This window comes from Halopenitus persicus (assembly GCF_900107205.1).
In the GTDB taxonomy this organism is placed as follows: domain Archaea; phylum Halobacteriota; class Halobacteria; order Halobacteriales; family Haloferacaceae; genus Halopenitus; species Halopenitus persicus.
Map to the genome: position 1 here is coordinate 16,206 of NZ_FNPC01000015.1, position 26,108 is coordinate 42,313.

Genomic DNA, 26,108 nt, shown 5'->3' on the forward strand with positions numbered 1-26,108 from the left:
GGTAGAGTATGCCTGTACAGGAGCAGTAGTACTCTGGATAAAGGTGAGGTATGGTTCGTCAGTCACATAGCTCATCCTTCCAGCTCGTTATTCCAGTCTTCAGCAGGAATACTGAACTGGAATCGTGCGCCACCGTCTTCACTTTCCATAAGTTCAATGCCCCAGTCGTGTGCTGCTGCGATTTCACGGACAATCGCCAATCCGAATCCGGTTCCATCTTCTGTCGAGGTGTATCCAGGCTCAAAGACAGTATCTCTCTCGTCTGCTTGGATTCCAGGCCCGTCATCGGCAACGTAGAATCCCGTATACATATCTAACAGTTCGACTCGAACGGTCGTGTTCGGACCGGCGTGTTCAACGGCGTTACCGAAGAGGTTTTCGAGCAATTCACAGATTCGTGACGCATCGCCTGAGACGGTTGTTCCGTCCGAAATAGTACACTCAAGTGTCGCGTTCTCTGTGGGAACCGCGTCCCAGGCATCCTGAACTGTCTCCCGGAGATACACTGGTTCAGGCTGCTGAACTGTCAAGCCGTGTTTTGCAAGCGAGAGTGCCTCGTCAGTAAGCATCTCCATTCGGGTCAGTGCTTGTCTAATTTGGTCGAACTGTTCGTCATCGTTCGTTTGCTCCGCGAGATCAAGCCGTCCTTGGGCGACATTGAGTGGATTTTTCAAATCGTGTGAGAGCGTCCGGGAGAATTCTTCAAGCCGTTCATTCTGCCGCTGCAATTCCCGGGTTCGGCGTCGTAACTCTGTGATCTCATTGTTTATAGCGACGAAGTAGATGATCTCACCTCGCTTGTTGGTGATTGGCGCGATGGTTTGATCAACGACGTACTGTTCCCCGTTTTTCCGCTCGTTCACGATCTCATTCTCCCACACATCACCGGCGAGGATCGTTTTCCAGAGGTCGGCATAGAACGCTTCGTCATGGACACCTGATTTGAGAAGGGACGGGTCTTGCCCGATAGCTTCGTCAGCTGTGTATCCAGTGATCTCTTCGAATGTCGGGTTCACATACAGAATTGTGCTATCGGTATCGGTGATGTATATCGAGTGGCCTGCATAATCGACAGCCTGATAGAACGTCTGTAACGCGAGCGAAAGGCGTTGAAGTTGGACCGCTGTTTGGATCCTAGTTGCGAGTACGTGGAACTGCTCAGTATCCGTATCTTTCTGCAGGTAATCATCGGCTCCGCGGCGAAAGGCTTCACTGGCGACTCTCTCACTTCCTTGGCCAGCGAACATAACAACCGGAAGGGCCGGATATTTCTCTCGGATTTCGTCAATGAGGGTGAGCCCATTCATCTCCGGCATTTGATAATCGGTGACGATACAATCGAGTTTTCCAGATCCCGCTGGCGATTGCTGCTGTGTCTCCGGCTCTTGAGCGTGAGATATGGCGTGTGTTTTGTGCGAGCTGAGTTTCTCAAAGATAGCAGCAGTTGAGGAATTCTTCGAATTCGGCGTAGTCGTAGTGAGATACTCCAGCGTGTCCTCACCTGTTGTTTTGATCGTCATTGTCATTCCGTATTGCTCTCCGAGGAATGATGCCAGACGCGTGGCGAACTCCGAATCATCATCGACGAGGAGAACAGAAACGTCCTCGGGAGCAAGTTCTGTCTCCGGAACGATGTCTGTGAAGCGTTCGAATATCCAAGACCCGCTAGGCATTACTGATCTTCACTCCTGTTGTCAATGTCGGACGGACGGTCGTAAGACTCTGAATCGAAAGTACGGAACACTGCTTCGAACTCCATATCATCGAATTCCGTGGCAGTTTCTTCAAGTTGGTTCTGAACGACTGTGATGCGATCTAGTAGCTCGTCATATTCGTCGCTGGCTCGGAGTTCCGCGTCGGCTTTTTCGGATTTAAGCACAGCTCTTTTCGACGTTAACTGATAAAATTCCTGCACTATCTGATCATAGTCCGTCCGGGTAAGCATCCGTTCCACGGTATGGTGCAGATCATCCCCGTCGACGGGTTTTGTCAGATAATCGTCGAACCCCATCTCGATAACATCGAAATCAGGAGTAACCGCTGAAACCATCACTACCCGACAATCCAGTCCTTGTTCTTGCATCGTTTCGAGTACTTCATCACCATCAATGCTCGGCATACGGCGGTCGAGTAACACGACATCGACCGAATCATCAAGCTTCGTTAGCGCCTCTTCGCCGTCATACGCCGTTTCGACATCGTACGTCTCTGTCAGCCACGTTGCATATAGATCAGCAAGCTGTCGTTCGTCTTCAACGATCAGTACTGATGCGGATTCGCCGTTCGTCTCCGATGGAATGTCTGTGTTACTCATTGGTTTACGTGTTCGTCTTGTTGTCACGTTGTGGGTCCGGTGCGGTGTGTTCTTCAGCAGATAACGGTCGTGAGAAGGATGAGACTGATTCAGGCGGTAGTTTGAGATTCATACGAGTTCCGCGTGGTGACCGTTGTGAAATCGTGATCTCTCCACCGGCGAGCGTCACAACCCAGTGAACAAACCAGAGTCCGAGCCCGCTCCCGTGCAATAGTGGTGTTTCTTCTCCTTGCTCAATTACTGCTTGTTCATCCTCAGGAATTCCAGGACCATTGTCAGCCACCGTAATGTGAATTAGTGGTTGTGATGTTTCTTCCTCTTCTTGGGTGACTCTAATAGTTACTTCAGGCGTATCTTGATCGTTATGTTCGATCGCATTTTCAACGAGTTCTTCCAGGACAGATTCGATAGTGACAGGAGCATTAACCTCAAACTCGGGAAGATCAGCCGTGATTACTGCCTTCGGGTATTTCTCTTCCATCTTAGCACAGACACGTTCAACAGCAGCAGACACTACCTGCGGCTCCCGATATACCTCTTCTTGAAGCTCTCGCACCGTTCGCTCCGCTTTTATGCTAATACTCTCCATTTCCTCAATGTGATCCCGGATTATCTGCACATATTCTGATCGTTCGGCAGCCTCAGCTTGCGACAGCTGTTTCACATACCCATCGATGAGATTGAGTTGCGTACGGAGATTGTGGCGAAGAACCCGACTCAACACCTGTGCTTGTTGGTCACGGACGCGTTCCCCAGTTCGATCAGCCATAACCCCGACGAATCCTGTAATCTCATCATTCTTACTGGTAATGGGTGCAATTGTTTGATCAGCGAAGAAGAGTTCTCCAGTCGCCCGTCTATTCACAAATTCGTCTTCTTCCCAGACTTCACCGGATAAGATCGTATCCCAAAGTTCTTCGTAATATGTCGTAGGATGATGTCCCGATTGTAATATCCGAGGATTTGCACCGAGAGCCTCGTCTTCACTGTACTTCGTTATCTCCTCAAATGCGGGATTAACGTATTCAATTGTACCATCCGAATCGGTGAGGTATACGGCGTGTCCAGCCTGCTCAACCGCCTGCTGAAACTTTTTTGTCTCTTTGACCGTCGAAACTACTTGGTCTTTCATTTCTGCGAGATTATATGAGAGTCTTCCAATCTCATCATTCCGGTCAAGAACAGTAATAGATGTATCAATATCTCCCCGAGTGATGGATTGAACCTCAGCTTGCATTTGCTCAAGCGGACGAACAACGTGTCTGTCGATAGCGACAAACAATAGTATAATAATGAGCAATCCGCCCCCAAAAACCCCAATCAGGAAAGCTTGTAGCAGGATTCCGTGATGAGTCGGAGTTTGAAGAAACCACCATATCGCACTCAGACTTCCTATAAAGAGAAGCAGAATAAGTCCAAGATGGGTCCCTGCTTTCCAACGAATATTGAAATCTTGGTACATATCCACAATTTCCAGATAGCGGTGTTGTTACGGCTTTATCGTCATCTTAGTTGACGATTTGATAGTGACTTGGTATCCTTCATATGTGAACGAGACTGTCGGTGATTGACTGTTCACAGAGTAGTCACGGTTGAACAGCCCTTCAAGATGATCTGGATCAGTGTGATTTGCCAGCAGGTCGAGAGTGTGTGGATCGGTCTCTTTGAGCTTAGAGCTCGCCCGTATGATTGTTACGGCAAGCGTAGAATCCGGGTTATTTGTCACGTGGTAGGTTTCGCTATCTGTGTCACATATGATTGTCAAACCACGCTGGGGTAGGGACTGGTCTGGTCTTTTGGAGTGGTGATCGTCACCCTCGTTGTGCGGGGCCATTATCGTTTACTACATGTCCACGGACAGTAGGGTCAAAAAATACCGCGTTATTTTAATAACGTTTAGTGTTCAAGTGAGGTAATATGAATTACTATGGCAAGTCGGAAAGGGTAGGTGACGCACAGGGTGGCGATAGCGATGATGCAGGACGTGTCATTCTGCTCGTAGATCCATCATCCGTTGCTGATCAGCACGCTGCAAAGCTCGAACGAGAATTCGGCCAGGTCGTTACAGAGGGAACCGTCCAAGATGCTCTTACTCAGTTGTCTACGACGTACATTGATTGTGTCGTTAGCACGTATGAGTTGCCCGACGAGGATGGGCTTGAACTATTGAAACAGGTCCGAACAGAATATCCGACGATACCGGTCATTCTATGGCCAGATTCAGGTGACGAACACATCGCAAGCGAAGCGATTGCTGCTAACGTTACCGGATACGTTCCTCGATGTCGGAATAGCCCGACCGATTACGATCCCATAGTGAACCGCATTCACGATGCAATATCGACTCGTCCGGATTCCTTAGAGTGTGACAGGATCGATACAGCAATCCCGCTCTTATCTGCAGTCTGTTGTGATCTAATGCAAGCCCAGACAAGAGCGGATGGCTTCCAACTCACAGTGCAACGCGTCTGTGAGTACACTGATTGGGATTACGGCGAAGTGTGGCGGCCAGATAAAGGTCAAGAAGCGCTCACCTTGGAAGCATCGTATCCAGTTGATGAACAGTTCACGTCATTCGCTACGATGTCGGATTCAATAACGTTTCAGCCGGATGAAGGTCTTCCGGGCCGTGTCTGGGCAACAAAGTCCGAAGAATGGATTTCTGACGTATCGACTGTCCCGGTTCAGAAATATATCCGCACTGCAGCGGTTGAGGAAACCCATCTCAAAACGGCGTTCGGTGTGCCAGTACGCAGTGACGGGTCCGTAGACGCCGTAATCGTATTCTATTCTGTGAATGACTTACCAGATGAAAGCCCATTGCGAACTATGGTGAATGCCGTCCAACGTGTCCTGAACAAATGTTCGAGTGAACACCCTGTACTTGAGAGGAATGAATCAGGGTCTCTGTTGCCCTTCAGCTTCCAAGAGAATGAGGAAACCAAGCAATTACAGGGGGTTCCTCTCCGCATTCTTGCTGATCACGTCAACGTAACGGTGTGGATGGCAACACCTGATTTCGAAGAAATCATATTTACGGACCCAAATTTCGAACGAATTACGGGTATCTCTCCCGACGAATTTCAGGAGAATCCGCGTTCACTCCTTGATATTGTCCACCCAGACGATCGGGACGACGTACAGTATGTCTGGGAGAATCGGACAGACGAGTACACGCTTGAATTCCGTATTCAGACCGCAGAGGGGGAGATCAGATGGCTCAAAGAGCGAGGCACCCCCGTTAAACTGGACGACGAGCTACAGTATTTTGTTGGAACGGCTAAAGACATTACAGAACGCAAACAGCAGGAACAAGAACTGAGGCAGCAACGGGAACTGCTCCGCCATACTGAAGAGCTCGCTCGAACGGGTGGCTGGATCGCAGATCTAGACACAGGAAAGCAGCGATGGACGAAGGGGGCGAAAGCAATTCACGAGGTTCCCAGCGACTTCGAACCAACAATTGATGCCGGAATCGAGTTCTTCCATTCTGATGATCAAGAGACCATTGAACGTGTTCTCAACCGCTGTGCTGAAACGGGAGAACCGTACGATGTGGAACTCAGGATCATCACTGCGGAAGATCGAGAGCGGTGGGTACGAGCGACAGGAAAACCAGTTAGGGAAGACGGTGAAATCACGAAGGTATGTGGTGCAATCCAGGACATTACCGACCGGAAGAATCGTGAACTGGAGCTCAATCGTGAACGGGAACATCTTCAACAGACCGAACGTTTGGCAAAATCTGGCGGATGGATATACAATTGTGAAACCGAGTCGCTCCAGAGAACAGACGGCACACGTCGCCTATTCGGACTTCCAGCTGATCACGAGTGGTCCCTTGAAGAGTCGTTCGAATACTACCATCCTGATGACCGCGATACACGTATTCACGCGTTTGAGCGGTGTCGACGAACAGGTGAGCCGTACGAGATCGAAGTACGGATCGTTACTTCACAAGGCGACCAACGGTGGATCCACGAACACGGTGAACAAATAACGGAAAATGGCGTCAAGAAAGTCCAAGGCGCAGTCCGCGATATAACCACCAGGAAACGATATGAAAACGCACTAAACGAAGTGAATACAGCTGCTCGTGACCTACTTACTGATGAAACAGATACTGAAATCGCACATACCGTCGTCAATACTGCCACTAACATCCTTGATGGTACTGGAGTAGCAGTGTATCTGTATGATGAACAGAGTGAGGAACTTGCTCCAATAGCCGCTTCCGAGGAAATCAAGCAACTCCTTGATAAACTCCCTCGATTTGCTCCCGGCGACAGCATTGTATGGGATGTCTTCGCCAGCCAGCAGCCCGCCCACTATGATGATGTACGAACTGCTGATGATGTCTATCGTGCTGACACGCCGATCCGTAGTGAATATATTCAACCACTCGGTGAATACGGGATTCTAATTGTTGGGGATACCGAGATTGGTGCGTTCAGTGACCTCACAAGTGACATCGTCACCATCCTTGCGTCTACTGCAGAAGCAGCGTTGACTCGTGCGGAACGAACCCAGGCTCTACACAAACGAGAACGGAAATCCCAACGACAAGCACGACAACTCGAACAAGTCGAGCAATTAAACGAGCATATCAGGTCGATTATCAAAGCTGTTGTGCAGGCAGAGACACATAAGACGATCAAACAAATTATCTGTGACTCGCTTGCTACCCACGAGAGCTTCAAAGGTGTCTGGATCGGTGAGCCAGACCTAGCTATGGATGAGGTGGTTATGACCACAACAAGTGGTCCGATCGAACAGTATTTAGAATCGGTATCACTTGAATTAGAAGCGGAGAATACGCTTCCTGCAGTGCAAGCGATTCGTGATCGGACATCAATTGTTGAAGGGAATATCGCTGAACAACCCCATCAAGATGACTGGCAGCATCCAGCCTTACTCTACGACTTCCGGTCAGTGATCAGCGTGCCATTAATATATAACGATATTCTGTATGGCGTTCTCACGATTTACAGTACTCAACCAGAGGTGTTTGATGACCCTATCGTATCGGTGCTTACAGAACTAGGAGAATTGATCGGATATGTACTAAATTCACTCACACAGCGGCATGCACGTCTTGCTGATGAAATGATCGAATTGACGTTTGTAGTCAGCGGTGCAGACGACCTGTTTGTCGAGATGGCATCGCAACTTGATACTTCGGTTCACATTGAGAATGTTAGTGTCCGATTTGAGGACCGGTTTCTCGTTCACTTCACCGTTTCAGATACAGACCCAGAGGACGTGATGGGGGTCGCTGAATCCTTACCGTCAATTGAAAATATAAAGTTAATAGGTGACGATTCGTCGCCCCGATTTGAAGTGATAACGTTGGGCGAATGTGTCGGGACACAGATTGAGCGATTGGGAGCGCGTCTTCGCAAAGTGACTGTCGACGAAGGATCGTGTGAGCTTCAGGTTACAATTCCACATAACAGGGACATAGAAGCGTTCGTTCGACATCTTAATGAACAGTATCCTAATGCTGAACTCACCACCCAACAAAATAATACAGATACAACATCCTCGTCGTATAGCTGGTTACTCGATGACTGTCTCACTGAGAAGCAGAAAGAGACTCTGACAACCGCGTACTACAGCGGATACTTTGATCAGACGCGGAAACAAAAAGGGGGTGAGATCGCGGAGTCACTAGGTATTTCACAACCAGGGTTCGCAAAGCAACTTCGGGCAGCTCAATATAATCTACTTTCCGCTATATTGGAATAACTGAAGACCCCCGAAAACGATATAGACAGTCGATATATCATAGTACTATCTTGTAGTCAATCACTATACAAGAGGGGTTAGGGGACATTATGATAGGCTCCTGAAAATTTTTGAATGTGTGACTGAAACGTCTGTTTCTGGGTGTTTCAACCTGTTCAAACTCTGTAGGCGGCATAAATGACCAGTCTCCTATCCATCGAACCAGTTCTGCAGTATCACCCGAGAAATCGAATATCTGGAGCGACGTATCCTGTGATTTGCGTTCGAGAGGCTGTGTTGAATCGCCATACAGCAGCGAGGTAGCCGCTAAATCAAAGGAGTTGAAGCGGGACGATTTGAGTATCGAAGCTGAATTCTTTCCCGAATTCGCCATTACCGCTATCGGCCATTTCACATTCGACGATGATTGAGCTGGGTGTGTCACTGGTTTCTTCAGCTGCAACGTAGTCGATGAGCTCTCGGACCGGTGGGCGAATCAGAGATATAAAACGGTCCGTTTCCATACTTAGTCACCACAGAGCCGCGTAAAAGGTATTATCCGGCGTTCATACAGGTAGGTATTACAACTATCTACAGATCATCAAAATACTCCCGTCGTAACTCCATTTTTTCTCTCTCTGATCTGTAGTCGTATACATCCTCAAGAGTCCGCTTCTGCACATCAAGCCTATCTGATACAATATCAGCGGGAATATCACTATCTAGATAATCCGTAATCGCACCGCGACGCAACGCGTGCGTCCCCGCCGAATCTGGGCACTTCGATGCCGTCATCCGTGACTGTACCGCCTCACACGACTCTGGATCCCGGCCCTGCGGGCAGTCCATCCCGTACTGGCACGGCCGCGTCACCCGGTACGCGTAGCAGCGAAGCGTATTGACGGTCGCACGGCCGTGACGTGACGTGATCAACGGCTCCCTGCTATGCTCGTCCGTTCGATCCCACCGGTTCTCATCGATATAATCCTCTAATATCCTGCACGTCCGGGTACTGATAGCGATCGCGCGCTCACCATTCGACTGATTCTTCAGCGGCGTCCCGGTCTCTGGCCGGTGCACAGCTTCGATGTACTCGTCGTCTAGGTGCACGTCGTCGTCTAGGTCAACGCCGTGCAACGTCCCCGCGCGACACCCAGTTTCCCACAGCAGCCGGAACACGACGTGCTCGACAGTTGCGTACTCGTACTGTGAGAGGTACGCGAGTATCTTAGTCGCCCGTTCTTCGGGGACGATGTCCTGATCGAGTTTCCCACCGTCCAGTGACGGTGATTTAATGCTCTCTGCGACGCCGTCGACGACCGCATCGATCCCTTCACAGAATCGGATCCACACACGGAGTGTGTCCATATTCGATTTCAGCGTGGTCGTGTTGACTTCATCTGATCGGGAGATTTTGAATCGTTGAACGTCTCTTCCGCCGACATCGTTCATATTGTCTATTCCGTTCTCATCGCACCACTCGATGAACCTCGTGATCCGGTATCCGTGTGATTGCAGTGTCTGTTCAGCTAGTTCGCTCTCGCGGGATTTTTCGTACAGTGTGAGTGCTTCCCGCGGGGTCAGGGGTTCAAGATCGGACCCATCAGGTGATTCAGGCATTAGTAATCACTGGCCCAAGCGCTTGTGCAGACGGGTGGGAACGCAGCGTGAGTTCCCTGCCGGTGCTGCATTTTGTATAACTTGTCTGCCTTCGCATTCGGTGGAAGCCCGCCCGGCGGCCGCAGGCCGCCCGGCAGGACCCGCGAAACCGGTTGGAGCGCCCGATCCGCGATGGTGGAAGCGGAGCGCAGGGACGGCTGTGCCGTCCCGAGCACCGAACCGCGAAAACGTCCGAATCGCTGCGCCGCGAGCCGGTGAAACCGGCTCGCAAGCGGGTCTCGCGCCGGCCCATAGGATACATATACCTTTTCCACCTTTTCCTGACGGATAGCGGCCGTTTCGTGCCGCCCCGGGAGAGACGCCATCGACCCCTTGGATAGTTGATAAGCTTGATACGTACACGGGCCGATCGTCGGATGGATGAGCGAGCGATGACGGACGGCCCCACGCGAATCCGGTCGGCGATCGTCCGCCTCGACCAGTTGACTGGCTATTTCGACGCTCGTCGGTCGGCGGTGTGGGCCGCGGCGGTGGCGTTCTTCGTCGGCGGCGACCTCCTCACGACCGGGATCGGGTTGCGGTACGGCTCGATCGTCGAGGCGGGGCCGGTCGCGGCGCCGCTGCTCGCGGCGCACGGGTTCTGGATGATCCTTCCGTTGAAAGCCGCGGCGCTCGCGGTCGCAGTCGGCCTCTACGTGACCGTGCCGCGGCCGCACGACGTCGGCGCGCCGCTGGGACTGGCCGCGGTCGGCGCGGTCGTCGTGGGCTGGAACCTCGCGATGATCGCGTTGACGATCCCGTGAACTCACTCCCGTGAACTCACTCCCGTGAACTCACTCGAGGGACCGCCGCGCGTCCGTCCCCGTGAGGTGTTCCCAGGTGAACTCGATGGCCGCCCAGGCGACGAGCCACGCGAACATCAGCACGAACGCGATCACGGTCGTCGAGAGTCCCCCGAACGGTTGCGCCAACTCCAACAGCATCGGCAGCGCGAGTAACACGGCGACCACCGCGGTGGCGCCCCCGAGCAGACAACAGAGATACGTCGACAGCGAGTCACCGCCCGCGGGCGCATCCGCGATGCTCCGGGTGCTCCGGTCGTACTCCTCCGTCCCTGCCCTGTGTGGTGTGGGCATACATACCACTCCCGTCTTAAATATGGTGATCGATCGTTATAAATATGTTCCGCGGGTAGCCGGTCGCGTTACGTTGGAGGATGGGACGGCCGAGTTCCGCGTGTCCATACCGAAATCCGACCATCTCAACGAGCGTATCGCGTGGATCGATTCGTCGTTCGTGACGCGAGACCGAACGTCGCGCTGGGCGATCGAGGGAGGGATCCGAAGTCAACCGAACACCCATTGCGTAGCATCCCCTACGCTCGCCAATGCGTGTTCTCGTCGTCGGAGCGACCGGGTTCGTGGGCGGCCGACTCATCGAATCACTGCGCTCGGCCGGCCACGACGTCGTCGCCTTCTCCCGGAGCGCGAGCCGGTCCGGATTCCCGGCTGACGTCGAGACGTTCGAAGGCGATCTCGGCGATCCGGCATCGCTGGAGGGGCTCTGTGAGGACGTCGACGTCGCCTACTACCTGATACACTCGCTGACGGCGGAGAACTTCGCGGAGCTCGACCGGACCTACGCCCGCCGGTTCCGGGAGCTGGCGTCGGCGGCCGGCGTTGACAGGGTGATCTACCTGAGCGGCATCAGCGGCGACGAGCGGAACCTCTCGCCACACCTTGCCTCCCGCCGGGAGGTCGAGTCGGTGCTTGAGGTCGGGCGCTTCGATCTGACCGTCCTCCGGGCGGCGATCATCATCGGAGCCGGCAGCGCGAGCTTCCGAATCGTCGACGACCTCACCGACCGGCTGCCCGTGATGGCGGTCCCGAAGTGGGTTCGGACGCCGTGTCAGCCGATCGGCATCGACGACGCCGTCGCCTACCTGGTCGGCGTCCTCGACGTCGAGGAGACTCGGGGTCGAATCTACGACATCGGCGGGCCGACGGTGTGGTCCTACGAGTCCCTGCTGCAGTTGACTGCCGAGGAGAAGGGAAAGCGTATCCTGATCGTGCCCGTGCCGGTGATGTCCCCGAGACTCTCCTCACACTGGCTCCGGCTGACGACGGACGTGCAGTACGCCATCGCCCAGCCGCTGGTGGAGAGCATGCGGAACCCCGTGACGGTCGATCCCGAGCGGGACCTGCAGTCGGTCGTTCCCATCGAGCGGACGCCGATCGAGATCGCGGTCCGCCGAGCGCTTGCGGAGGGTTGATCAGGGCTCCTCCGCGGAAGCCTCCTCGACCGGGATCTCCCGAACTTGGCGGAGGTCCGTGAGATGGGCCGCGGCCGCCGCCGACAGCGGGAACGTCCCGTCGAGGTCCGCCACTGTCCGTCCGTGGATCAGCCGGCCGACGGAGGCGCCCCACGCCGCGTAGGATCGTTTCAACCCGTCAACGAGCGAGTCAGCGAGGCCCAGCCGATCGAGAACCCGCCCGACGGTTTCCGCTCCGACGTGGACGGAGTCGTCCTCGATCAGGATGAACGCGAAGGGGCGGCCGTCGAACTGCGCTTCCAGGAACGCCTGTATCGGATCGGAGTCCCACCGGACGGCAACGACGTCGTCCGACCGTCGGGTCGCCGCCGTCACGGCCACGCGGAACAGCGGGTTGCTACCGTCGTAGACGAGGAGCGACTGTTTCACGGACGGGGTAGGTGCTTTGGGGCTTTGAGTGTTTGCGAGCAGTCCGGAGCGGTCCGCTCGGCCGTCCTCGAGCGTCTCCGGAGATTTTGAACTGCTACTCACGGGGACCGACTCCGCTGGTATAAAGGGACCTCTCCGTCTCGCGATCTGCTTTATAAGAAAGTGGGTTGGGGCGAATTTGAATCGCCGGCCTCCTCCATGTCAAGGAGGTGTCATAACCAGACTAGACCACCAACCCGTCCGTGGCTCGTCCGGCGCGTTTTCTGCTACCCCGGGAACGTAATTGAACCTTTCGAATCGATGACGGCGGCGGTGGCGGCCCCCGTTCGTCGCGTCGCCGACTGACCCCTATGCGGCGGCAGTCACGCCCGTTCGTTCGTCCAGTCGTCCGCTCTCCGTGCTCGTCCACCCTCGTCGACTCGTCCGCTCGTCCACACTCGTCCGGTTCAAGTGGCTCGACGGGCATCGCCACGTATGGTCGACCGCTCCGCCCGTGCCGCTCGTCTCGACGACTTCCTGGACGCCCGCGACCTCGAAGCGGTCTGGTTCGCGCGGCCGAACGGCTTCGCCTGGCTTCTCGGCGGCTCGAACGCCGTCGACCGAACGGCCGGCATCGGCGCCGCCGCGGCGGGCTACGACGGCGAGTTCCGGGTGATCGCCTCGGCGACCGCGGCGGACCGGATCCGCGAGGAGGAGGTCCCGGACGACGTTCCGGTCGAGTCGGTCCCCTGGCACGAGTCCTCGCTGCCGGCGGCGATCGCGGACCGCTCGCCGCTGCCGGCCGCCCTCGACGTCGCGGCCACGATCGACGATCGCGCCGGCTCGACCGCGGCCGACGCGGCTGCTGCCGCCGGCACTCCCCACGGCGACGTCGGCGAATCCGCCTTCGAGCCGGTCGACGCCGCGCGGCTCCGGCAGCCCCTCACCGACGACGACGTCGAGCGGTACCGCGAGCTCGGCCGCGAGGCCGCCGCGGCGGTCGAGACCGTCTGCCGCCAGCTCGAGCCGACCGACCCCGAGTACGAGGTCGCGGCCGCCATCGAGATCGCGTTGGCCGCGCGGGACGTCTCCACGCCGGTTCTGCTCGTCGGCGGGGGCGACCGCGCCTCTCGGTTCCGCAGCCCCACGCCGGGCGACGCGGAGCTCGGCGACTACGCGGTCGTCTCGGTCACCGCCGAGCGCGCGGGGCTGCACGCGTCGCTCACGCGCACGGTCGTCTTCGATCCCCCGGCGTGGCTCCGGGACCGCCACCGTGCGGCCGCCCGGGTCGAGGCCACCGCGGTCGCCGCCACCGAAGCCGCGGTTGCCGCCGATCCTGCGGCCTCCACCGATCCTGCGGCCTCCACCGATCCTGCGGCCTCCACCGTTCCCGTAGCCGACCGCGGGCTCGAGACCGCCGGCGATCTGTTCGAGGTCGTCCGGGACGCCTACGCGGCGGTCGGCCACCCGGACGAGTGGCGCGCGCACCACCAGGGCGGCGCGGCCGGGTTCGACGTCCGCGAGTGGCTCGCGCGGCCCGACGGTACGGAGCCCGTCACGGCGCCGATGGGGTACGCCTGGAACCCGACCGTCGCGGGCGCGCGCAGCGAGGACACCCACCTCGTCGCGCCCGACCGGACCGAACTCCTCACGAAGACCGGCCGCTGGCCGACCCTCGAGGTCGAGACGGCCGACGTCGACGGCGTCCCCTCGCGGCGGTACGACCGCCACGCGCCGGTCGTGCTCTCGGACGAGTGATCCCCGCTCGGCCGGAAGCGCTACTCCTGACGGCACGATCGGGAAAGGTTTTTGTGGGAGAGCCGACCTACTACCCGGTAATGAGCGCGGACGCCCGCCGCGACGCTCGACTCTTCCGAGAGCGGCGAGCCCCGCGACCGCGACGACGACCGGCCCTTTGAGGCCGATATTACCCATTCCCCATCGTCGTCGCACGCCGCCGTTTCGTCCACAACGTCCAGTTCCCGGTCGGTTAGCGTCCGCCATCGATTTTTATTCCGAATCTAAAACCGCTGAATTTAAGGGTCTAAGGGGCCCAGCACACGGTAATGACACGCGTCGCACTCGCGTTTAGCGGGGGACTCGACACCACCGTCTGTGTACCGCTGCTCGAGGAGGAATACGGCTACGACGAGGTCATCGGCGTCACCGTCGACGTCGGTCAGCCCGAATCGGAGTTCGAGGAGGCCGAGGAGACCGCCGAGGCGCTCGGGCTCGACCTCCACGTCGTCGACGCCACCGAGGAGTTCGCGGACCTCTGTTTCGACGCGGTCCGCGCGAACGCGACCTACCAGGGCTACCCGCTCGGGACCGCGCTCGCGCGCCCCGTCATCGCCGAGGCGATCCTCGAGGTCGCCCTCGAGGAGGACTGTGACGCCGTCGCCCACGGCTGTACGGGCAAGGGGAACGACCAGCTGCGGTTCGAGGCCGTCTGGCGCGGCTCCGATCTCGAAGTGATCGCGCCCGTGCGCGAGCTCGGGCTCACCCGCGAGTGGGAGATCGACTACGCCGCCGAGAAGGACCTGCCCGTCGAGGCCGGCGACGGCGGCGTCTGGTCGATCGACACGAACATCTGGTCGCGCGCGGTCGAGGGCGGCGAGCTCGAGAACCCCGACTACGTCCCGCCGGAGGACATCTACGAGTGGACCGCCGAGCCCGAGGGCGAGACCACCATCGACGTGACGTTCGAGGAGGGCGTCCCCGTCGCGGTCGACGGCGAGGAGATGGCCCCCGTCGAGCTCATCGAGCACCTCAACGAGTACGCGGGCAGTTACGGCGTCGGCCGCACCGACGTGATGGAGGACCGGATGCTCGGCCTGAAGGTGCGCGAGAACTACGAGCACCCCGCCGCGACCGTCCTCCTCACCGCCCACTCGGCGCTCGAGGACCTCGTGTTGACGAAGGGCGAGCGCTCGTTCAAGACGGGCATCGAACAGGAGTGGTCCGAGAAGGCCTATCAAGGACTCGTCTTCGCGCCCCTGATGGACGCGCTCGACGCGTTCATCGCCGAGACCCAGGACGTCGTCACCGGCACCGCCACGGTGAAGGTCTCGGGCGGCAACTGCCGCGTCGTCGCCCGCGACAGCGAGTACGCGGTCTACTCCGAGGAGATGGCCTCGTTCAACACCGCCGACGTCGCCGGCATCGCCCAGGAGGACGCCACGGGCGTCGCCAAATACCACGGCCTTCAGGAACGCCTCGCGAACGCGGTCTCCGCGGACGTCTCCGACCTCGAGCTCGCCGCCGACGGCGGCGACGGGTCGGACGGCGCCGACGCCGACGCCGACGAGTAGACCGATGACCGACGGAACCCCCTCCGAGACGGCCGTCCGCCGCGACCGCTTCAGCGGCGGCCCCGCACGCGGGTTCCTCTCGAGCCTCGCGGCCGACGAGGCGATCTTCGCGGCCGACCTCGCCGTCGACCGCGCGCACGTGGTGATGCTCGCGGAGCAGGGGATCGTCGAGGCCGACACGGCCGGAGCGATCCTCTCGGCGCTCGCCGACGTCGAGGACGCGGGCCACGGCGCCCTCTCGGAGGGCGAGGACGTCCACGAGGCGATCGAGACCGCCGTTATCGACCGGATCGGTCCCGACGGCGGCCGGATGCACACCGCACGCTCGCGCAACGACGAGGTCGCGACCTGCATCCGGTACCGGCTCCGGGAGGACCTGCTGGCCGTCGCCGAGGCGACGGTCGCGCTTCGGGAGGCCCTCGCGGCGGCCGCGGCCGAGCACGTCGGGACGACGATGCCCGGCTACACGCACCTCCAGCCGGCCCAGCCCACGACCGTGGCCCACTACCTGCTGTCCTACGAGGCAGCCGTGGCCCGCGAGACCGACCGACTGCTCGACGCCTACGACCGGACGAACCGGTCGCCGCTGGGCGCCGCCGCGTTCGCGGGCACGCCCTTCGGGATCGACCGCGACCGGAGCGCCGAGCTGCTGGGCTTCGACGGGGTCGTCCGGAACGCGATGGACGCGGTCTCCGCGCGGGACTTCCTGCTCGAGGCCGCCGCGGCGTTCGCCTCCCTGTCGGTGACGCTGTCGGGGCTGGCCGAGGACCTGGTCGTCTTCGCGAACAAGGGGTTCCTCGAGCTCGACGACGACTACGCGTCGACCTCCTCGATCATGCCCCAGAAGAAGAACCCCGACACGCTCGAGCTGACGCGCGGCGTCGCGGGCGACGCGGTCGGCGAGCTGACCGGCGTGGCAACCGCCTTGAAGGGACTCCCTCGGGCGTACAACCGCGACCTGCAGCGGGTCCACCCCGGCGTCTTCGAGATCGCGGGCGTCGTCCGCGATGCGACCGACGTGGCGGGCGGGGCCGTCGCCACCGCGACGTGGGACGAGACCGCCCTCGAAGCCGCCGCCGGCGAGGGCTTCTCGACGGCGACCGGGATCGCTGACCTGCTGGCGATGGCGGGGCTGCCCTTCCGGTCAGCCCACGAGATCGTCGCGCACGCGGCGGCGTCGATCGACGACGCGACCGACCCGACGGCCGCGGCCGCAAAACTTGACGCGGCCGCCGAGGACGTGCTCGCGGAGTCGTTGTTCGCGTACGTGAGCCGCGACGACGTGGAACGTGCGCTCGACCCCGACGCCAGCGTCGCGAGCCGCGACTCCGCCGGCGGGCCCGCTCCCGAGGCGGTTCGAACCGCGCTCGCGGACGTCGACTCGCGGATCGCCGCGGACGGCGACCGCGTCGCGGACCGGCGCGCCGCGCTCGACCGTGCGAGCGACCGGCTCGAGGCGGAGGTGGCCACGTATGTCTGAGACCCGGTTCCTCGTGCATCCCGACGTCGAGCAGCCGCGACGACGCCGGTCGATGCAGCGGCTGCGATCGCCGCCGAAGCCACGGCAGCCGCCGCGAACGCCGCCGTCCCCGTGAGGGGACACATATTACTACGAAATCTGATGTTTGATTTCGAACGGCCGTGTTGACGCGTTCTGTGTCCGTTAGGGGGTGCTCCGTCTATTGTGTATTCTTTGATAAGTTCGAAGGTTTTATGTATGAACGACGGTGACCTACGGGTACGACAATGACACAGGCAGAATGTGTCGAGTGCGGGGCCGACGTGGACCTGTACGACGACCTGGAAGTGGGAGAGATCATCGACTGTGGAACCTGCGGCGCCGAGCTGGAGGTCATCGACGTTTCCCCGCCGGTCCTCGATCGAGCCCCGGAGCTCGAAGAGGACTGGGGGGAGTGAGATGAAGGTCGGCATCCTCTACTCCCGGATCCGGAAGGACGAGAAGCTCCTCCTCTCGGAGCTGCGCGAGCGCGGCCACGAGGTGGAAAAGATCGACGTCCGGAAGGAACGGTTCGCCCTCGACTCGACGACGGCCGACGTCGACGACCTCGACGTCGTCGTCGACCGGTGTCTCGCGACGAGCCGGTCGCTGTACGCGACGCGGTTCTTCGCGAGCTACGGCGTTCCCGTGATCAACGCGCCCGAGACCGCGGACGTCTGCGCCGACAAGGCGAAGAACTCGCTCGCGCTCGCGGAGGCCGGGATCCCCACGCCCGAGACCGAGGTCGCGTTCACCACGGACGCGGCCCTCGAGGCGATCGAGGAGTTCGGCTACCCCTGCGTGCTCAAACCCGTCGTCGGCTCGTGGGGTCGGCTGATGGCGAAGATCGACTCCCGAAACGCCGCGGAGGCGATCTTGGAGCACAAGGCGACGCTGGGCCACTACGAGCACAAGGTGTTCTACGTCCAGGAGTTCGTCGACAAGCCCGGCCGCGACGTTCGCGTCGTGGCCGTCGACGGCGAGCCCATCGCCGCGATGACCCGGACGTCGGACCACTGGCTCACGAACGCCGCCAAGGGCGGCCACGCCGAGGAGTTCGAGCTCGACGAGACGGCGCTGGACCTCGTCGAGCGCGCCTCCGATGCCGTCGGCGGCGGCCTGCTCGGGATCGACCTGATGGAGGTCGGCGGCGCCGGCTCGGGCGAGTACACCGTCCACGAGGTGAACCACACCGTCGAGTTCAAGGCGCTCAACGACGCGGTCGAGGCTGACGTCCCCGCCGCGGTCGTCGACTGGCTCGAGACGCGCGTCGCGGCCGCGGAGGCCGAGGAGGGAAATGAGGAGCGGACGGGAGTGACGGCGACGGCATGAGCGGCGCCGACGCCACCGCGACCGACGCTGATGCCCACGATGCTGACGCCGAATACACGGCCGGCGTGATCGGCGGGACCGGGTTCGCGGGCGGGGAGCTGCTCCGCCTGCTCGCCGGCCACCCCGACTTCTCGATCGTGCAGGCGACCTCCCGGTCGGCCGCGAACAAGACCGTCGGGTCCGTCCATCCGAACCTCCGGTCGCTCGACCTCCGATTCACGGAGCCGTCCGACCTCGAGTCGGTCGACGTGCTGTTCGCCGCGACGCCGCACGGCGTCTCGATGGAGCGCATCGACGCGTACTTCGAGGCGGCCGACACCGTCGTCGACCTCTCGGCGGACTTCCGGCTGCCGAGCGCCGAGCTGTACGACGAGTGGTACGAGGGCCACGACGCGCCCGAGTACCTCGAACGCGCCGAGTACGCGCTGCCGGAGCTCAACCGCGAGAACCTCGCGGGCGCCGACCTCATCGCCGGCGGCGGCTGTAACGCCACCGCGACGATCCTCGGACTGAAGCCCCTCGTCGACGAGGGGATCCTCGGTCCGGAGACCGGCGAGGTCGTCGTCGACGTCAAGGTCGGCTCCTCGGAGGGCGGCGCCGGCGGCGGCGCCGCCTCCTCGCACCCGGAGCGGTCGGGGGTCGTCCGCCCGTACGCGCCGATCAGCCACCGCCACGAGGCGGAGATCGGGGCCTACCTCGGGCTCGACGTCTCCTTCACCGTTCACGCGGTCGACATGGTTCGTGGCGCCTCCGCGACGTGCCACGTCTTCCCCGACGGCCCCGTCTCCAAGGGCGACCTGTGGGGCGCCTACCGCGGCGCCTACGAGGACGAGCCGTTTATGCGGCTCGTCTCCGGCGGCGGCGGAGTCTACCGCTACCCCGAGCCCAAGGCGGTCGCCGGCACGAACGCCGGCGAGGTCGGGTTCGAGCTGGATGCGAGCAACAAGCGCGTGGTCGTCTTCTCGGCGATCGACAACATGATGAAGGGATCCGCCGGCCAGGCGGTCCACGCCGCGAACGTCGCGCTCGGCCTCGAGGAGACGGCCGGGCTCGAGTTCCAGGGGCTCCACCCGGTGGGATCGCCGTGAGCGCCGCCGAATCCACCGACCCGCCCGTCGTGGTCAAGGTCGGCGGCGCGAAGGCCGTCGACCCCGCGGGCGCGATCGGCGACGTCGCGCGACTGGTCGCCGAGGACCGCGACGTCGTCGTCGTCCACGGCGGTTCGACCGCGGTCGACGAGACGCTCGACCGGCTCGGGATCGACCCCGAGTACGTCGAGTCCGCCTCCGGCGTCACCGGCCGGTTCACCGACGCGGAGACGATGGAGGTCTTCGAGATGGTGATGGCCGGCAAGCTCAACACCGAACTGGTCGCGTCGCTGCAGGAGGCCGACGTGGACGCCGTCGGCCTCTCGGGCGTCGACGGCGGGCTCCTCTCGGGTCCCCGAAAGTCGGCGGTTCGGGTGATCGAGAACGGGAAGAAGAAGATCCGCCGCGGCGACCACTCGGGCAAGCCCGAGTCGGTGAACGCCGCGCTGCTCGAGGGACTCGCCGCGGACGGCTACGTCCCGGTCGTCTCCCCGCCGATGGCGGGCCAGGAGCGCGACGGGGGCGTCACGCCCGTCAACACGGACGCCGACCGCGCCGCCGCCGCCATCGCCGGCGCGCTGGGCGCGGAGCTCGTCCTGCTGACGGACGTCTCCGGGGTCTACGCGGACCCCGACGACCCCGAGACGCTGATCGGATCCGTCTCGACGCCGGCCGACCTCGAGGCGCTCGAGTCGGCCGCCGAGGGCTTTATGGGAAAGAAGGTGATGGCCGCGGAGGAGGCGCTCTCGAACGGCTCCCCGCGCGTCATCGTCGCCGACGCCAACGCCGCGGACCCGATCGTGGACGCGCTCGCCGGCGGCGGAACGCACGTCCACGCGAACGCGATCGCGGACGGCGACCGGACGGACGCCGACGCGAACCAGGCTGACGCCGACACACCCACGGAGGACGCCTGATGTCCGGGTTCGTCTTCTCCGAGAAGCCGATCACGATCGAGTCGGGCGAGGGGGCGACCCTCGTCGCCGACGACGGCACGGAGTACCTCGATTTCGGCGCGAGCTACGCCTGCACCCCGCTTGGCCACTCCCATCCCGCGGTCACCGACGCGGTTCAGGAGCAGGCCGCCGAACTCACCTACGTCCAGGCGTCGTATCCCGTCGAGACGCGCACGGAGACCTACGAGAAGCTCGCCGCGCTCGCGCCCGGCGACCTGGACAACGTCTGGCTGTGTAACTCCGGGACGGAGGCCAACGAGGCCGCGATGAAGTTCGCGCGGGCGGCCACGGGCGAGGAGAAGATCGTCGCCACCAAACGCGCCTTCCACGGGCGCACGCTCGGCGCGCTCGCGATGACCTGGAAACAGAAGTACAAGGCGCCCTACGAGCCCCTCGCCGGGGGCATCGAGTTCGTCGAGTACGGCGACGCCGCGGCGCTCGCGGAGACGGTCGACGAGAACACCGCCGCGGTGTTCCTCGAGCCCGTGCAGGGCGAGGGCGGGATCCATCCCGCCGCGGTCGAGTACCTGCAGTCCGCCCGCGAGGTGACCGCTGAGGCGGGCGCCGCGCTCGTCCTCGACGAGATCCAGACCGGCGTCGGCCGGACCGGGACGCTGTGGGCCTGCGAGCAGGCCGACGTCGTGCCCGACGTCCTCACGACCGCGAAGGGGATCGCCAACGGGCTCCCGATGGGCGCGACGCTGTGTGCCGACTGGATCGCCGAGGACTTCGGCGACCACGGCTCGACGTTCTCGGGCGGTCCGGTGGTCTGTGCGGCCGCCAACGCAACCCTCGAGACGGTCGTCGAGGAGGACCTGCCGGCCCACGCGGCGGCGGTCGGCGACGACCTCCGCGAACGGCTGCAGGCGGCGGCCGACGACCACGACCTTCCGGTCCGTGACGTCCGCGGATCCGGGCTGATGGTCGGCATCGAGGTGAAACGCGGAGCCAACCGGATCCTTCGCGACCTGGCGATCGACCAGGCCGTGCTCGCGCTGCCCGCGGGCCGCTCCGTGGTCCGGCTGCTTCCGCCGCTCGTCGTCGACGAGGCGGACGCCGAGCGGTTCGTCGACGCGTTCGTGGAGGTGCTTTCCGGGTGATGACCGACCCCGAGGCGGCCGGGTCCGGCGGTTCGGATCGCGACGGGATCGCCGATCGCGAGGTCGTCGCCGGCGGCGAGGGATCGTCTCCCGACGCCTGCGACACGCCGGCCCGCAAGCTGCTGTTCGATCTGGTCTCGATCCCCTCCCCGTCCGGCGAGGAGGACGCCGCGGCGGACCGGCTGCGCGAGTTCTTCGCGGCCAACGGCCGGGAAGCGTGGATCGACGAGGTCGGCAACGTCCGCGCGCCGGCCGACGATTCGGTGCTTTTGACCTCCCACATCGACACCGTTCCGGGCGACGTCCCGGTCGAGGTGAAGCCGGCGGACGAGGACGCGTACGACCTCGACGCCCTGGCCGGGACTGACGGCGACGCGGTCCCCGACGCCGCGCTGTGGGGCCGCGGCTCCGTCGATGCCACCGGCCCGCTCGTCTCGATGGCGGTCGCCGCCGTCCGGACCGGCGTCTCCTTCGTCGGCGTCGTCGGCGAGGAGACCGACTCCCGGGGCGCGCGCCACCTCGTCGCCGACCGCTCGGCTGCGCCCGGGGCGATCGTCAACGGCGAGCCCTCGGGCTGGAACGGGGTCACGCTCGGCTACCGCGGCTTCCTGGCGGGGACCTACGTCAACACCAGCGAGTCCGGCCACTCCTCGCGGCCCGAACCGAACGCGATCCAACACGCGATCCGCTGGTGGGCCGGCGTCGAGGACGTCTTCGATCCCGAGGACCCCGACACCCCGGTCTTCGAGCAGGTGACGACGAAGCCGGTCTCCTTCGACGGGGGACTCACCGAGGACGGACTCGCGGTCGAGGCGACGGCCGAGGTACAGCTCCGCGTGCCGCCGTCCCGGACGGTCGACGAGGTTCACGAGATCGCCGAGGGCCAGTTGACGACCGGAACCGTCCACTGGAAGGAGCCGATCCCGCCGGTGATGGAGAGCCCCAGAACCCCGCTCGCGCGGGCGTTCCGCGTCGCGATCCGCGGGACGGGCGGCGACGTCAGGCTGCTCCGGAAGACCGGGACCAGCGATATGAACCTGTTCGCGGCGGCCTGGGACTGTCCGATGGTCACCTACGGCCCGGGGAACTCCGACCTCGACCACGCGCCGAACGAACACGTCCCCCTGGCGGAGCTCGACCGCGCCGTCGACGTGTTGACCGCGGTCTGCCGTGACCGACGATAGCCGGCTTTTCTCGCTCCCGATTCACACCACACACCACTCCACCGATGGCACTCCAAACGACCGACTTCCTCGACATCGACGACCTCACGCCGGCGGAACTCGACCGCGTGCTCGACCGCGCGTCAGCGATGAAGGCCGGCGAGGACGACGCACAGCTGCCCAACCACACGCTCGCGATGATATTCGAGAAGCCCTCGACGCGGACGCGCGCCTCCTTCGAGACCGGGATGACCGACCTCGGGGGTCACGCGATGTTCCTCGGGCCGGACGACATCCAGCTCGGCCACGGCGAGCCGCTCCGGGACACCGCCCGGGTGCTCGGCCGGTACGCCGACGGCGTGATGGCGCGGCTGTTCGACCACGAGGACGTCGAGGTCCTCGCGGAACACGCCGACTGTCCCGTGATAAACGGCCTCACGGACGAGGCCCATCCCTGCCAGACGCTCGCTGACCTGTTGACGATCCGGGAACACGCCGGCGAGGACGTCCGCGTCGCGTGGGTCGGCGACGGGAACAACGTCGGCCAGTCGTTCGTCGTCGGCGCGGCGATGGCCGGGATCGACGTGACGGTCGCCACCCCGGCCGAGTACGCGATGGACGGGGCGGTCTTCGACCGCGCCGCCGACTTCGGGGCGGACCCGACGGTGACGACCGACCCGGCCGCCGCGGTCGCGGACGCCGACGTCGTCTACACCGACGTGTGGATCTCGATGGGCCAGGAGGATCGGCGGGAGCGGAAGCTCGCGGCCTTCGACGGCTTTCAGGTGAACGAGTCGCTGCTCGCCGGCAGCGACGCGGCGGTGATGCACTGTCTGCCGGCCCACCGCGGTGAGGAGATCACGAACGACGTGCTCGAGTCGGACCGCGCGCTCGCGTGGGACCAGGCGGAAAACCGGCTCCACGCGCAGAAGGCGCTCCTCGTCGAACTCCTGGCGTAGGAACGACGGGTCCGCGTCAGCGGCGGGTCCGCCGATCGTCGGTTCGGATGACGCCCGCCGATTCAGAAGTCGTGCTCGAGTTCCTCCGGATCGGAGTCGGCCTTCTGGATGATTATCTTGCCGTCGCGGACGCGAACGAACACCTCGTCGCCGATCTCCATACCCGCGACCGCGAGCTCGTCCTCGTGCAGGTTCACGTGAACGTTGTGGTACTCGCCATCCTTGTCTTTGGTCCCACTCGGGCTGAGCTTCTTCTTGCGAACCATCGGCGGGTTTCTGCGTGGGAGTTCGCCGTACGAGATACATAAGTGTTGTTTCCCCCGCCGAACGTGGCGGTTTTCGGCCCGCCGCAGGCTCCGCGGATCGGGAACGGCCGCTCGTCGTCGGTCCGCGGAGCGCGTCCCCTCGCCGGTTCCATCCTGCGATCGATCCGCGCGCCAGCGTTCGAGGCCTCGATTTCCCCGCGGATCGGGCGTTTTTGCGCCGTCATCGCCGTCTCATTCCGCCCGAGACCCCTCGATCGCGGGCCACATCGACGCTTGATGCCACTCTTACCCCCGTTTCCCCGATATATTTATAACAGATTATGTGCTGGATTGCCATGGAGGTCAACAAACCATGGTACGTGACGACGGTAAGCGAAACTTCGCGCTGCGGGAGGGTGACGGATCGGAATCGAGCGTGTTCTCCGGGAACACACCGCGGCAGGCGGCCCTCAAGGCCGCTCGGCGGATCGATCCCGCTTCCTCGGAATCGGACGCCGACCGGACGAAACTCCGGCTCCGCGAGAAGGGCACCGACAAGGTGCACGTGTATGAAGGGTGGGCCTGGGAGGAGGAACCGCCCGAAAACAGCCCCGACTGGCTCGAGGACCAGGACGCGATCACCGAAGCGAACGTCTCGAAGCAGGGCATCAAGCACCTCGACGAGGAGTAGCACGTCGCGTTCAGTTCGCGTTTTTCGACGGCTTCTTCCGGTCGGCGAGCCGACGCTCCCGGTGCACGGCCCTCACCCGGTGGGACGGACCGTGTCCGCGGCGGATGACCACCCGGCCTCCGGCCGTGACACATTCTCGACGACGGGTCGACTGACGACCCTCCGATCGTCTCCGGATCGATCACCGCTCGGAACTGCTCGGAACCGATCGCTGTTCACTGAGGGATCGCTCCGATGACGACGCTTCCCTCCGGGCTGCGGCGAACGCGGTTTCCTCCGAGCCGCGACGAACGCGATCGCCGTGGGATCACCACCGACGTGTGTGAACGCGACCCTATGAAATCGCCTGACGGGGCGCGGATGGAACGACGGGGTTAAGTATTCACTACCCTTCGAGTGAATTGCAACGGTCGCCCCGTCGGGGGTGCCCGGCCGGCCGCTCCGCGGTCGGTCGAATCGTTCCGACGCCCTTATCAACGGGCGTCCATTCGGAACGTAATGCGAAGAACGAAGCGCGAACTCGGGCCGTTCAACTCGGCCCGGTTTCGCCGGACTCGGGGTTCGGGTCCGATGGGTTTATGGCCCGTCGACCCGAAACACCGGGTCCCCAAGGAATGAGGATGTCGCCTCTGCGGTCCGCCGTCAGCCGACATCTGATGTGAGCTCGATGGTCCGGTGTCATCCGGCGCTGCCGGCGACACCGGGCTCGGACCATGCAATACAACGGTGATCGACAACGACCACACGGTCGTTCGACATCCCGCCACCCCCTCGTGCGGGGAATCACGCACGAGGAACCCATTCCGGTTGATCCTGCCGGAGGCCATTGCTATCAGGGTCCGATTTAGCCATGCTAGTCGCACGAGTTCACACTCGTGGCATATAGCTCCGTAACACGTGGCCAAACTACCCTTCGGAGACGCATAACCTCGGGAAACTGAGGCTAATTCGTCACACGGCTTTCAACCTGGAATGATGAAAGCCTCAAACGCTCCGGCGCCGAAGGATGTGGCTGCGGCCGATTAGGTAGACGGTGGGGTAACGGCCCACCGTGCCGATAATCGGTACGGGTTGTGAGAGCAAGAACCCGGAGACGGAATCTGAGACAAGATTCCGGGCCCTACGGGGCGCAGCAGGCGCGAAACCTTTACACTGCACGACAGTGCGATAAGGGGACCCTGAGTGCACAGGCATAGTGCCTGTGCTTTTCTCAACCGTAGGGAGGTCCAGGAACAAGAGCTGGGCAAGACCGGTGCCAGCCGCCGCGGTAATACCGGCAGCTCGAGTGATGGCCGATCTTATTGGGCCTAAAGCGTCCGTAGCTGGCCAGGCAAGTCCGTCGGGAAATCCACGTGCTCAACATGTGGGCGACCGGCGGAAACTGCCCGGCTTGGGACCGGAAGGCGCGACGGGTACGTCCAGGG

At 61.9% G+C, this 26,108-nt stretch carries 24 protein-coding genes, 1 tRNA gene and 1 rRNA gene; 16 read left to right on the forward strand and 10 right to left on the reverse strand.

Features of this window, described 5'->3' with window-relative positions; all coding sequences use genetic code 11:
• Positions 1-71: 71 nt before the first annotated feature.
• The 4 genes from BLV25_RS15660 to BLV25_RS18200 are packed head-to-tail and all read right to left on the reverse strand — an operon-like array spanning position 72 to position 4,148.
• Positions 72-1,673 (reverse strand): hybrid sensor histidine kinase/response regulator, encoded by a 1,602-nt coding sequence (locus BLV25_RS15660; protein WP_092735180.1) that lies wholly within the window; start codon positions 1,671-1,673, stop codon positions 72-74.
• On the reverse strand, positions 1,673-2,314 hold the full coding sequence (locus BLV25_RS15665) for a response regulator transcription factor (RefSeq protein WP_092735183.1): 642 nt from the start codon (positions 2,312-2,314) through the stop codon (positions 1,673-1,675). The genes BLV25_RS15660 and BLV25_RS15665 overlap by 1 nt, the downstream gene beginning before the upstream one ends.
• 4 nt (positions 2,315-2,318) lie before the next feature.
• A complete protein-coding gene (locus tag BLV25_RS15670; protein ID WP_092735186.1) occupies positions 2,319-3,776 on the reverse strand; it encodes an ATP-binding protein in 1,458 nt (485 codons plus the stop codon).
• A gap of 27 nt (positions 3,777-3,803) precedes the next feature.
• A complete protein-coding gene (locus BLV25_RS18200; protein ID WP_176819521.1) occupies positions 3,804-4,148 on the reverse strand; it encodes a HalOD1 output domain-containing protein in 345 nt (114 codons plus the stop codon).
• An 83-nt stretch (positions 4,149-4,231) separates the two neighbouring features.
• Here BLV25_RS18200 and BLV25_RS15675 point away from each other — a divergent pair, with 83 nt between their 5' ends.
• Complete coding sequence (locus tag BLV25_RS15675) at positions 4,232-8,062, forward strand: PAS domain-containing protein (RefSeq protein WP_092735188.1); 3,831 nt, start codon at positions 4,232-4,234, stop codon at positions 8,060-8,062.
• Between the two features lie 311 nt (positions 8,063-8,373).
• Here BLV25_RS15675 and BLV25_RS15680 read toward each other — a convergent pair whose 3' ends face one another.
• Together BLV25_RS15680 and BLV25_RS15685 are read right to left on the reverse strand one after the other, a co-directional pair.
• Positions 8,374-8,565: a hypothetical protein gene (locus BLV25_RS15680; protein ID WP_092735191.1), complete on the reverse strand. Its 192-nt coding sequence runs from the start codon at positions 8,563-8,565 to the stop codon at positions 8,374-8,376.
• A gap of 67 nt (positions 8,566-8,632) precedes the next feature.
• Positions 8,633-9,661: a tyrosine-type recombinase/integrase gene (locus BLV25_RS15685; RefSeq protein WP_092735195.1), complete on the reverse strand. Its 1,029-nt coding sequence runs from the start codon at positions 9,659-9,661 to the stop codon at positions 8,633-8,635.
• 416 nt (positions 9,662-10,077) lie between these two features.
• Here BLV25_RS15685 and BLV25_RS15690 point away from each other — a divergent pair, with 416 nt between their 5' ends.
• Positions 10,078-10,464, forward strand: a complete 387-nt coding sequence (locus BLV25_RS15690) for a hypothetical protein (RefSeq protein WP_092735198.1) — start codon at positions 10,078-10,080, stop codon at positions 10,462-10,464.
• 30 nt (positions 10,465-10,494) lie between these two features.
• Here BLV25_RS15690 and BLV25_RS15695 read toward each other — a convergent pair whose 3' ends face one another.
• Positions 10,495-10,797, reverse strand: coding sequence for a hypothetical protein (locus BLV25_RS15695; RefSeq protein WP_092735201.1), 303 nt, complete (start codon positions 10,795-10,797; stop codon positions 10,495-10,497).
• 251 nt (positions 10,798-11,048) lie between these two features.
• Here BLV25_RS15695 and BLV25_RS15700 point away from each other — a divergent pair, with 251 nt between their 5' ends.
• Positions 11,049-11,933, forward strand: a complete 885-nt coding sequence (locus tag BLV25_RS15700) for an NAD(P)H-binding protein (protein WP_021074639.1) — start codon at positions 11,049-11,051, stop codon at positions 11,931-11,933.
• Here the strand turns inward: BLV25_RS15700 and BLV25_RS15705 are convergent, their stop codons facing one another.
• Complete coding sequence (locus BLV25_RS15705; protein ID WP_092735204.1) at positions 11,934-12,362, reverse strand: hypothetical protein; 429 nt, start codon at positions 12,360-12,362, stop codon at positions 11,934-11,936.
• A gap of 163 nt (positions 12,363-12,525) precedes the next feature.
• Positions 12,526-12,600: transfer RNA gene (locus tag BLV25_RS15710), tRNA-Val, on the reverse strand.
• A 236-nt stretch (positions 12,601-12,836) separates the two neighbouring features.
• Between BLV25_RS15710 and BLV25_RS15715 the strand changes: the two genes are divergently transcribed.
• The 11 genes from BLV25_RS15715 (at position 12,837) to argF (ending at position 23,748) form a co-directional block, all read left to right on the forward strand.
• Positions 12,837-14,099, forward strand: coding sequence for a M24 family metallopeptidase (locus tag BLV25_RS15715; protein WP_092735207.1), 1,263 nt, complete (start codon positions 12,837-12,839; stop codon positions 14,097-14,099).
• A 308-nt stretch (positions 14,100-14,407) separates the two neighbouring features.
• Complete coding sequence (locus tag BLV25_RS15720; RefSeq protein WP_021074636.1) at positions 14,408-15,652, forward strand: argininosuccinate synthase; 1,245 nt, start codon at positions 14,408-14,410, stop codon at positions 15,650-15,652.
• 4 nt (positions 15,653-15,656) lie between these two features.
• Entirely contained in the window at positions 15,657-17,132 is a 1,476-nt protein-coding gene (gene argH / locus BLV25_RS15725) for an argininosuccinate lyase (protein WP_092735210.1), read from the forward strand.
• The gene (locus BLV25_RS18055) at positions 17,125-17,247 is read left to right on the forward strand and encodes a hypothetical protein (protein ID WP_256335769.1); all 123 of its coding nucleotides are present in this window, start codon (positions 17,125-17,127) and stop codon (positions 17,245-17,247) included. The genes argH and BLV25_RS18055 overlap by 8 nt, the downstream gene beginning before the upstream one ends.
• Before the next feature lie 151 nt (positions 17,248-17,398).
• On the forward strand, positions 17,399-17,569 hold the full coding sequence (gene lysW, locus BLV25_RS15730) for a lysine biosynthesis protein LysW (RefSeq protein WP_021074634.1): 171 nt from the start codon (positions 17,399-17,401) through the stop codon (positions 17,567-17,569).
• 1 nt (position 17,570) lies between these two features.
• Positions 17,571-18,482: a lysine biosynthesis protein LysX gene (lysX, locus tag BLV25_RS15735; RefSeq protein WP_021074633.1), complete on the forward strand. Its 912-nt coding sequence runs from the start codon at positions 17,571-17,573 to the stop codon at positions 18,480-18,482.
• Complete coding sequence (gene argC, locus BLV25_RS15740) at positions 18,479-19,570, forward strand: N-acetyl-gamma-glutamyl-phosphate reductase (RefSeq protein ID WP_092735213.1); 1,092 nt, start codon at positions 18,479-18,481, stop codon at positions 19,568-19,570. The genes lysX and argC overlap by 4 nt, the downstream gene beginning before the upstream one ends.
• Entirely contained in the window at positions 19,561-20,487 is a 927-nt protein-coding gene (locus BLV25_RS15745; protein WP_394327135.1) for an acetylglutamate/acetylaminoadipate kinase, read from the forward strand. Before argC ends, BLV25_RS15745 begins: the two co-directional genes overlap by 10 nt.
• Positions 20,487-21,626 (forward strand): aspartate aminotransferase family protein, encoded by a 1,140-nt coding sequence (locus BLV25_RS15750; RefSeq protein ID WP_092735219.1) that lies wholly within the window; start codon positions 20,487-20,489, stop codon positions 21,624-21,626. Before BLV25_RS15745 ends, BLV25_RS15750 begins: the two co-directional genes overlap by 1 nt.
• Positions 21,626-22,810, forward strand: a complete 1,185-nt coding sequence (locus BLV25_RS15755; RefSeq protein WP_092735222.1) for a [LysW]-lysine hydrolase — start codon at positions 21,626-21,628, stop codon at positions 22,808-22,810. The genes BLV25_RS15750 and BLV25_RS15755 overlap by 1 nt, the downstream gene beginning before the upstream one ends.
• A gap of 44 nt (positions 22,811-22,854) precedes the next feature.
• The gene (gene argF, locus BLV25_RS15760; RefSeq protein WP_092735225.1) at positions 22,855-23,748 is read left to right on the forward strand and encodes an ornithine carbamoyltransferase; all 894 of its coding nucleotides are present in this window, start codon (positions 22,855-22,857) and stop codon (positions 23,746-23,748) included.
• 62 nt (positions 23,749-23,810) lie between these two features.
• On the opposite strand, the gene BLV25_RS15765 is transcribed toward argF, so the two are convergent.
• Positions 23,811-24,014 (reverse strand): hypothetical protein, encoded by a 204-nt coding sequence (locus tag BLV25_RS15765; protein WP_092735228.1) that lies wholly within the window; start codon positions 24,012-24,014, stop codon positions 23,811-23,813.
• Between the two features lie 352 nt (positions 24,015-24,366).
• Between BLV25_RS15765 and BLV25_RS15770 the strand changes: the two genes are divergently transcribed.
• Entirely contained in the window at positions 24,367-24,684 is a 318-nt protein-coding gene (locus tag BLV25_RS15770; protein WP_021074626.1) for a non-histone chromosomal MC1 family protein, read from the forward strand.
• A gap of 800 nt (positions 24,685-25,484) precedes the next feature.
• A 16S ribosomal RNA gene (locus BLV25_RS15775) occupies positions 25,485-26,108 on the forward strand; the annotation flags it as partial.

Excerpts from the sequence above, each read along its gene's own strand:
- BLV25_RS15660 (WP_092735180.1), bottom strand. The coding sequence starts at position 1,673 with ATGCCTAGCGGGTCTTGGATATTCGAACGCTTCACAGACATCGTTCCG.
- BLV25_RS15665 (WP_092735183.1), bottom strand. The coding sequence starts at position 2,314 with ATGAGTAACACAGACATTCCATCGGAGACGAACGGCGAATCCGCATCA.
- BLV25_RS15670 (WP_092735186.1), bottom strand. The coding sequence starts at position 3,776 with ATGTACCAAGATTTCAATATTCGTTGGAAAGCAGGGACCCATCTTGGA.
- BLV25_RS18200 (WP_176819521.1), bottom strand. The coding sequence starts at position 4,148 with ATGGCCCCGCACAACGAGGGTGACGATCACCACTCCAAAAGACCAGAC.
- BLV25_RS15675 (WP_092735188.1), top strand. The coding sequence starts at position 4,232 with ATGAATTACTATGGCAAGTCGGAAAGGGTAGGTGACGCACAGGGTGGC.
- BLV25_RS15680 (WP_092735191.1), bottom strand. The coding sequence starts at position 8,565 with ATGGAAACGGACCGTTTTATATCTCTGATTCGCCCACCGGTCCGAGAG.
- BLV25_RS15685 (WP_092735195.1), bottom strand. The coding sequence starts at position 9,661 with ATGCCTGAATCACCTGATGGGTCCGATCTTGAACCCCTGACCCCGCGG.
- BLV25_RS15690 (WP_092735198.1), top strand. The coding sequence starts at position 10,078 with ATGGATGAGCGAGCGATGACGGACGGCCCCACGCGAATCCGGTCGGCG.
- BLV25_RS15695 (WP_092735201.1), bottom strand. The coding sequence starts at position 10,797 with ATGCCCACACCACACAGGGCAGGGACGGAGGAGTACGACCGGAGCACC.
- BLV25_RS15700 (WP_021074639.1), top strand. The coding sequence starts at position 11,049 with ATGCGTGTTCTCGTCGTCGGAGCGACCGGGTTCGTGGGCGGCCGACTC.
- BLV25_RS15715 (WP_092735207.1), top strand. The coding sequence starts at position 12,837 with ATGGTCGACCGCTCCGCCCGTGCCGCTCGTCTCGACGACTTCCTGGAC.
- BLV25_RS15720 (WP_021074636.1), top strand. The coding sequence starts at position 14,408 with ATGACACGCGTCGCACTCGCGTTTAGCGGGGGACTCGACACCACCGTC.
- argH (WP_092735210.1), top strand. The coding sequence starts at position 15,657 with ATGACCGACGGAACCCCCTCCGAGACGGCCGTCCGCCGCGACCGCTTC.
- BLV25_RS18055 (WP_256335769.1), top strand. The coding sequence starts at position 17,125 with ATGTCTGAGACCCGGTTCCTCGTGCATCCCGACGTCGAGCAGCCGCGA.
- lysW (WP_021074634.1), top strand. The coding sequence starts at position 17,399 with ATGACACAGGCAGAATGTGTCGAGTGCGGGGCCGACGTGGACCTGTAC.
- lysX (WP_021074633.1), top strand. The coding sequence starts at position 17,571 with ATGAAGGTCGGCATCCTCTACTCCCGGATCCGGAAGGACGAGAAGCTC.
- argC (WP_092735213.1), top strand. The coding sequence starts at position 18,479 with ATGAGCGGCGCCGACGCCACCGCGACCGACGCTGATGCCCACGATGCT.
- BLV25_RS15750 (WP_092735219.1), top strand. The coding sequence starts at position 20,487 with ATGTCCGGGTTCGTCTTCTCCGAGAAGCCGATCACGATCGAGTCGGGC.
- BLV25_RS15755 (WP_092735222.1), top strand. The coding sequence starts at position 21,626 with ATGACCGACCCCGAGGCGGCCGGGTCCGGCGGTTCGGATCGCGACGGG.
- argF (WP_092735225.1), top strand. The coding sequence starts at position 22,855 with ATGGCACTCCAAACGACCGACTTCCTCGACATCGACGACCTCACGCCG.
- BLV25_RS15765 (WP_092735228.1), bottom strand. The coding sequence starts at position 24,014 with ATGGTTCGCAAGAAGAAGCTCAGCCCGAGTGGGACCAAAGACAAGGAT.
- BLV25_RS15770 (WP_021074626.1), top strand. The coding sequence starts at position 24,367 with ATGGTACGTGACGACGGTAAGCGAAACTTCGCGCTGCGGGAGGGTGAC.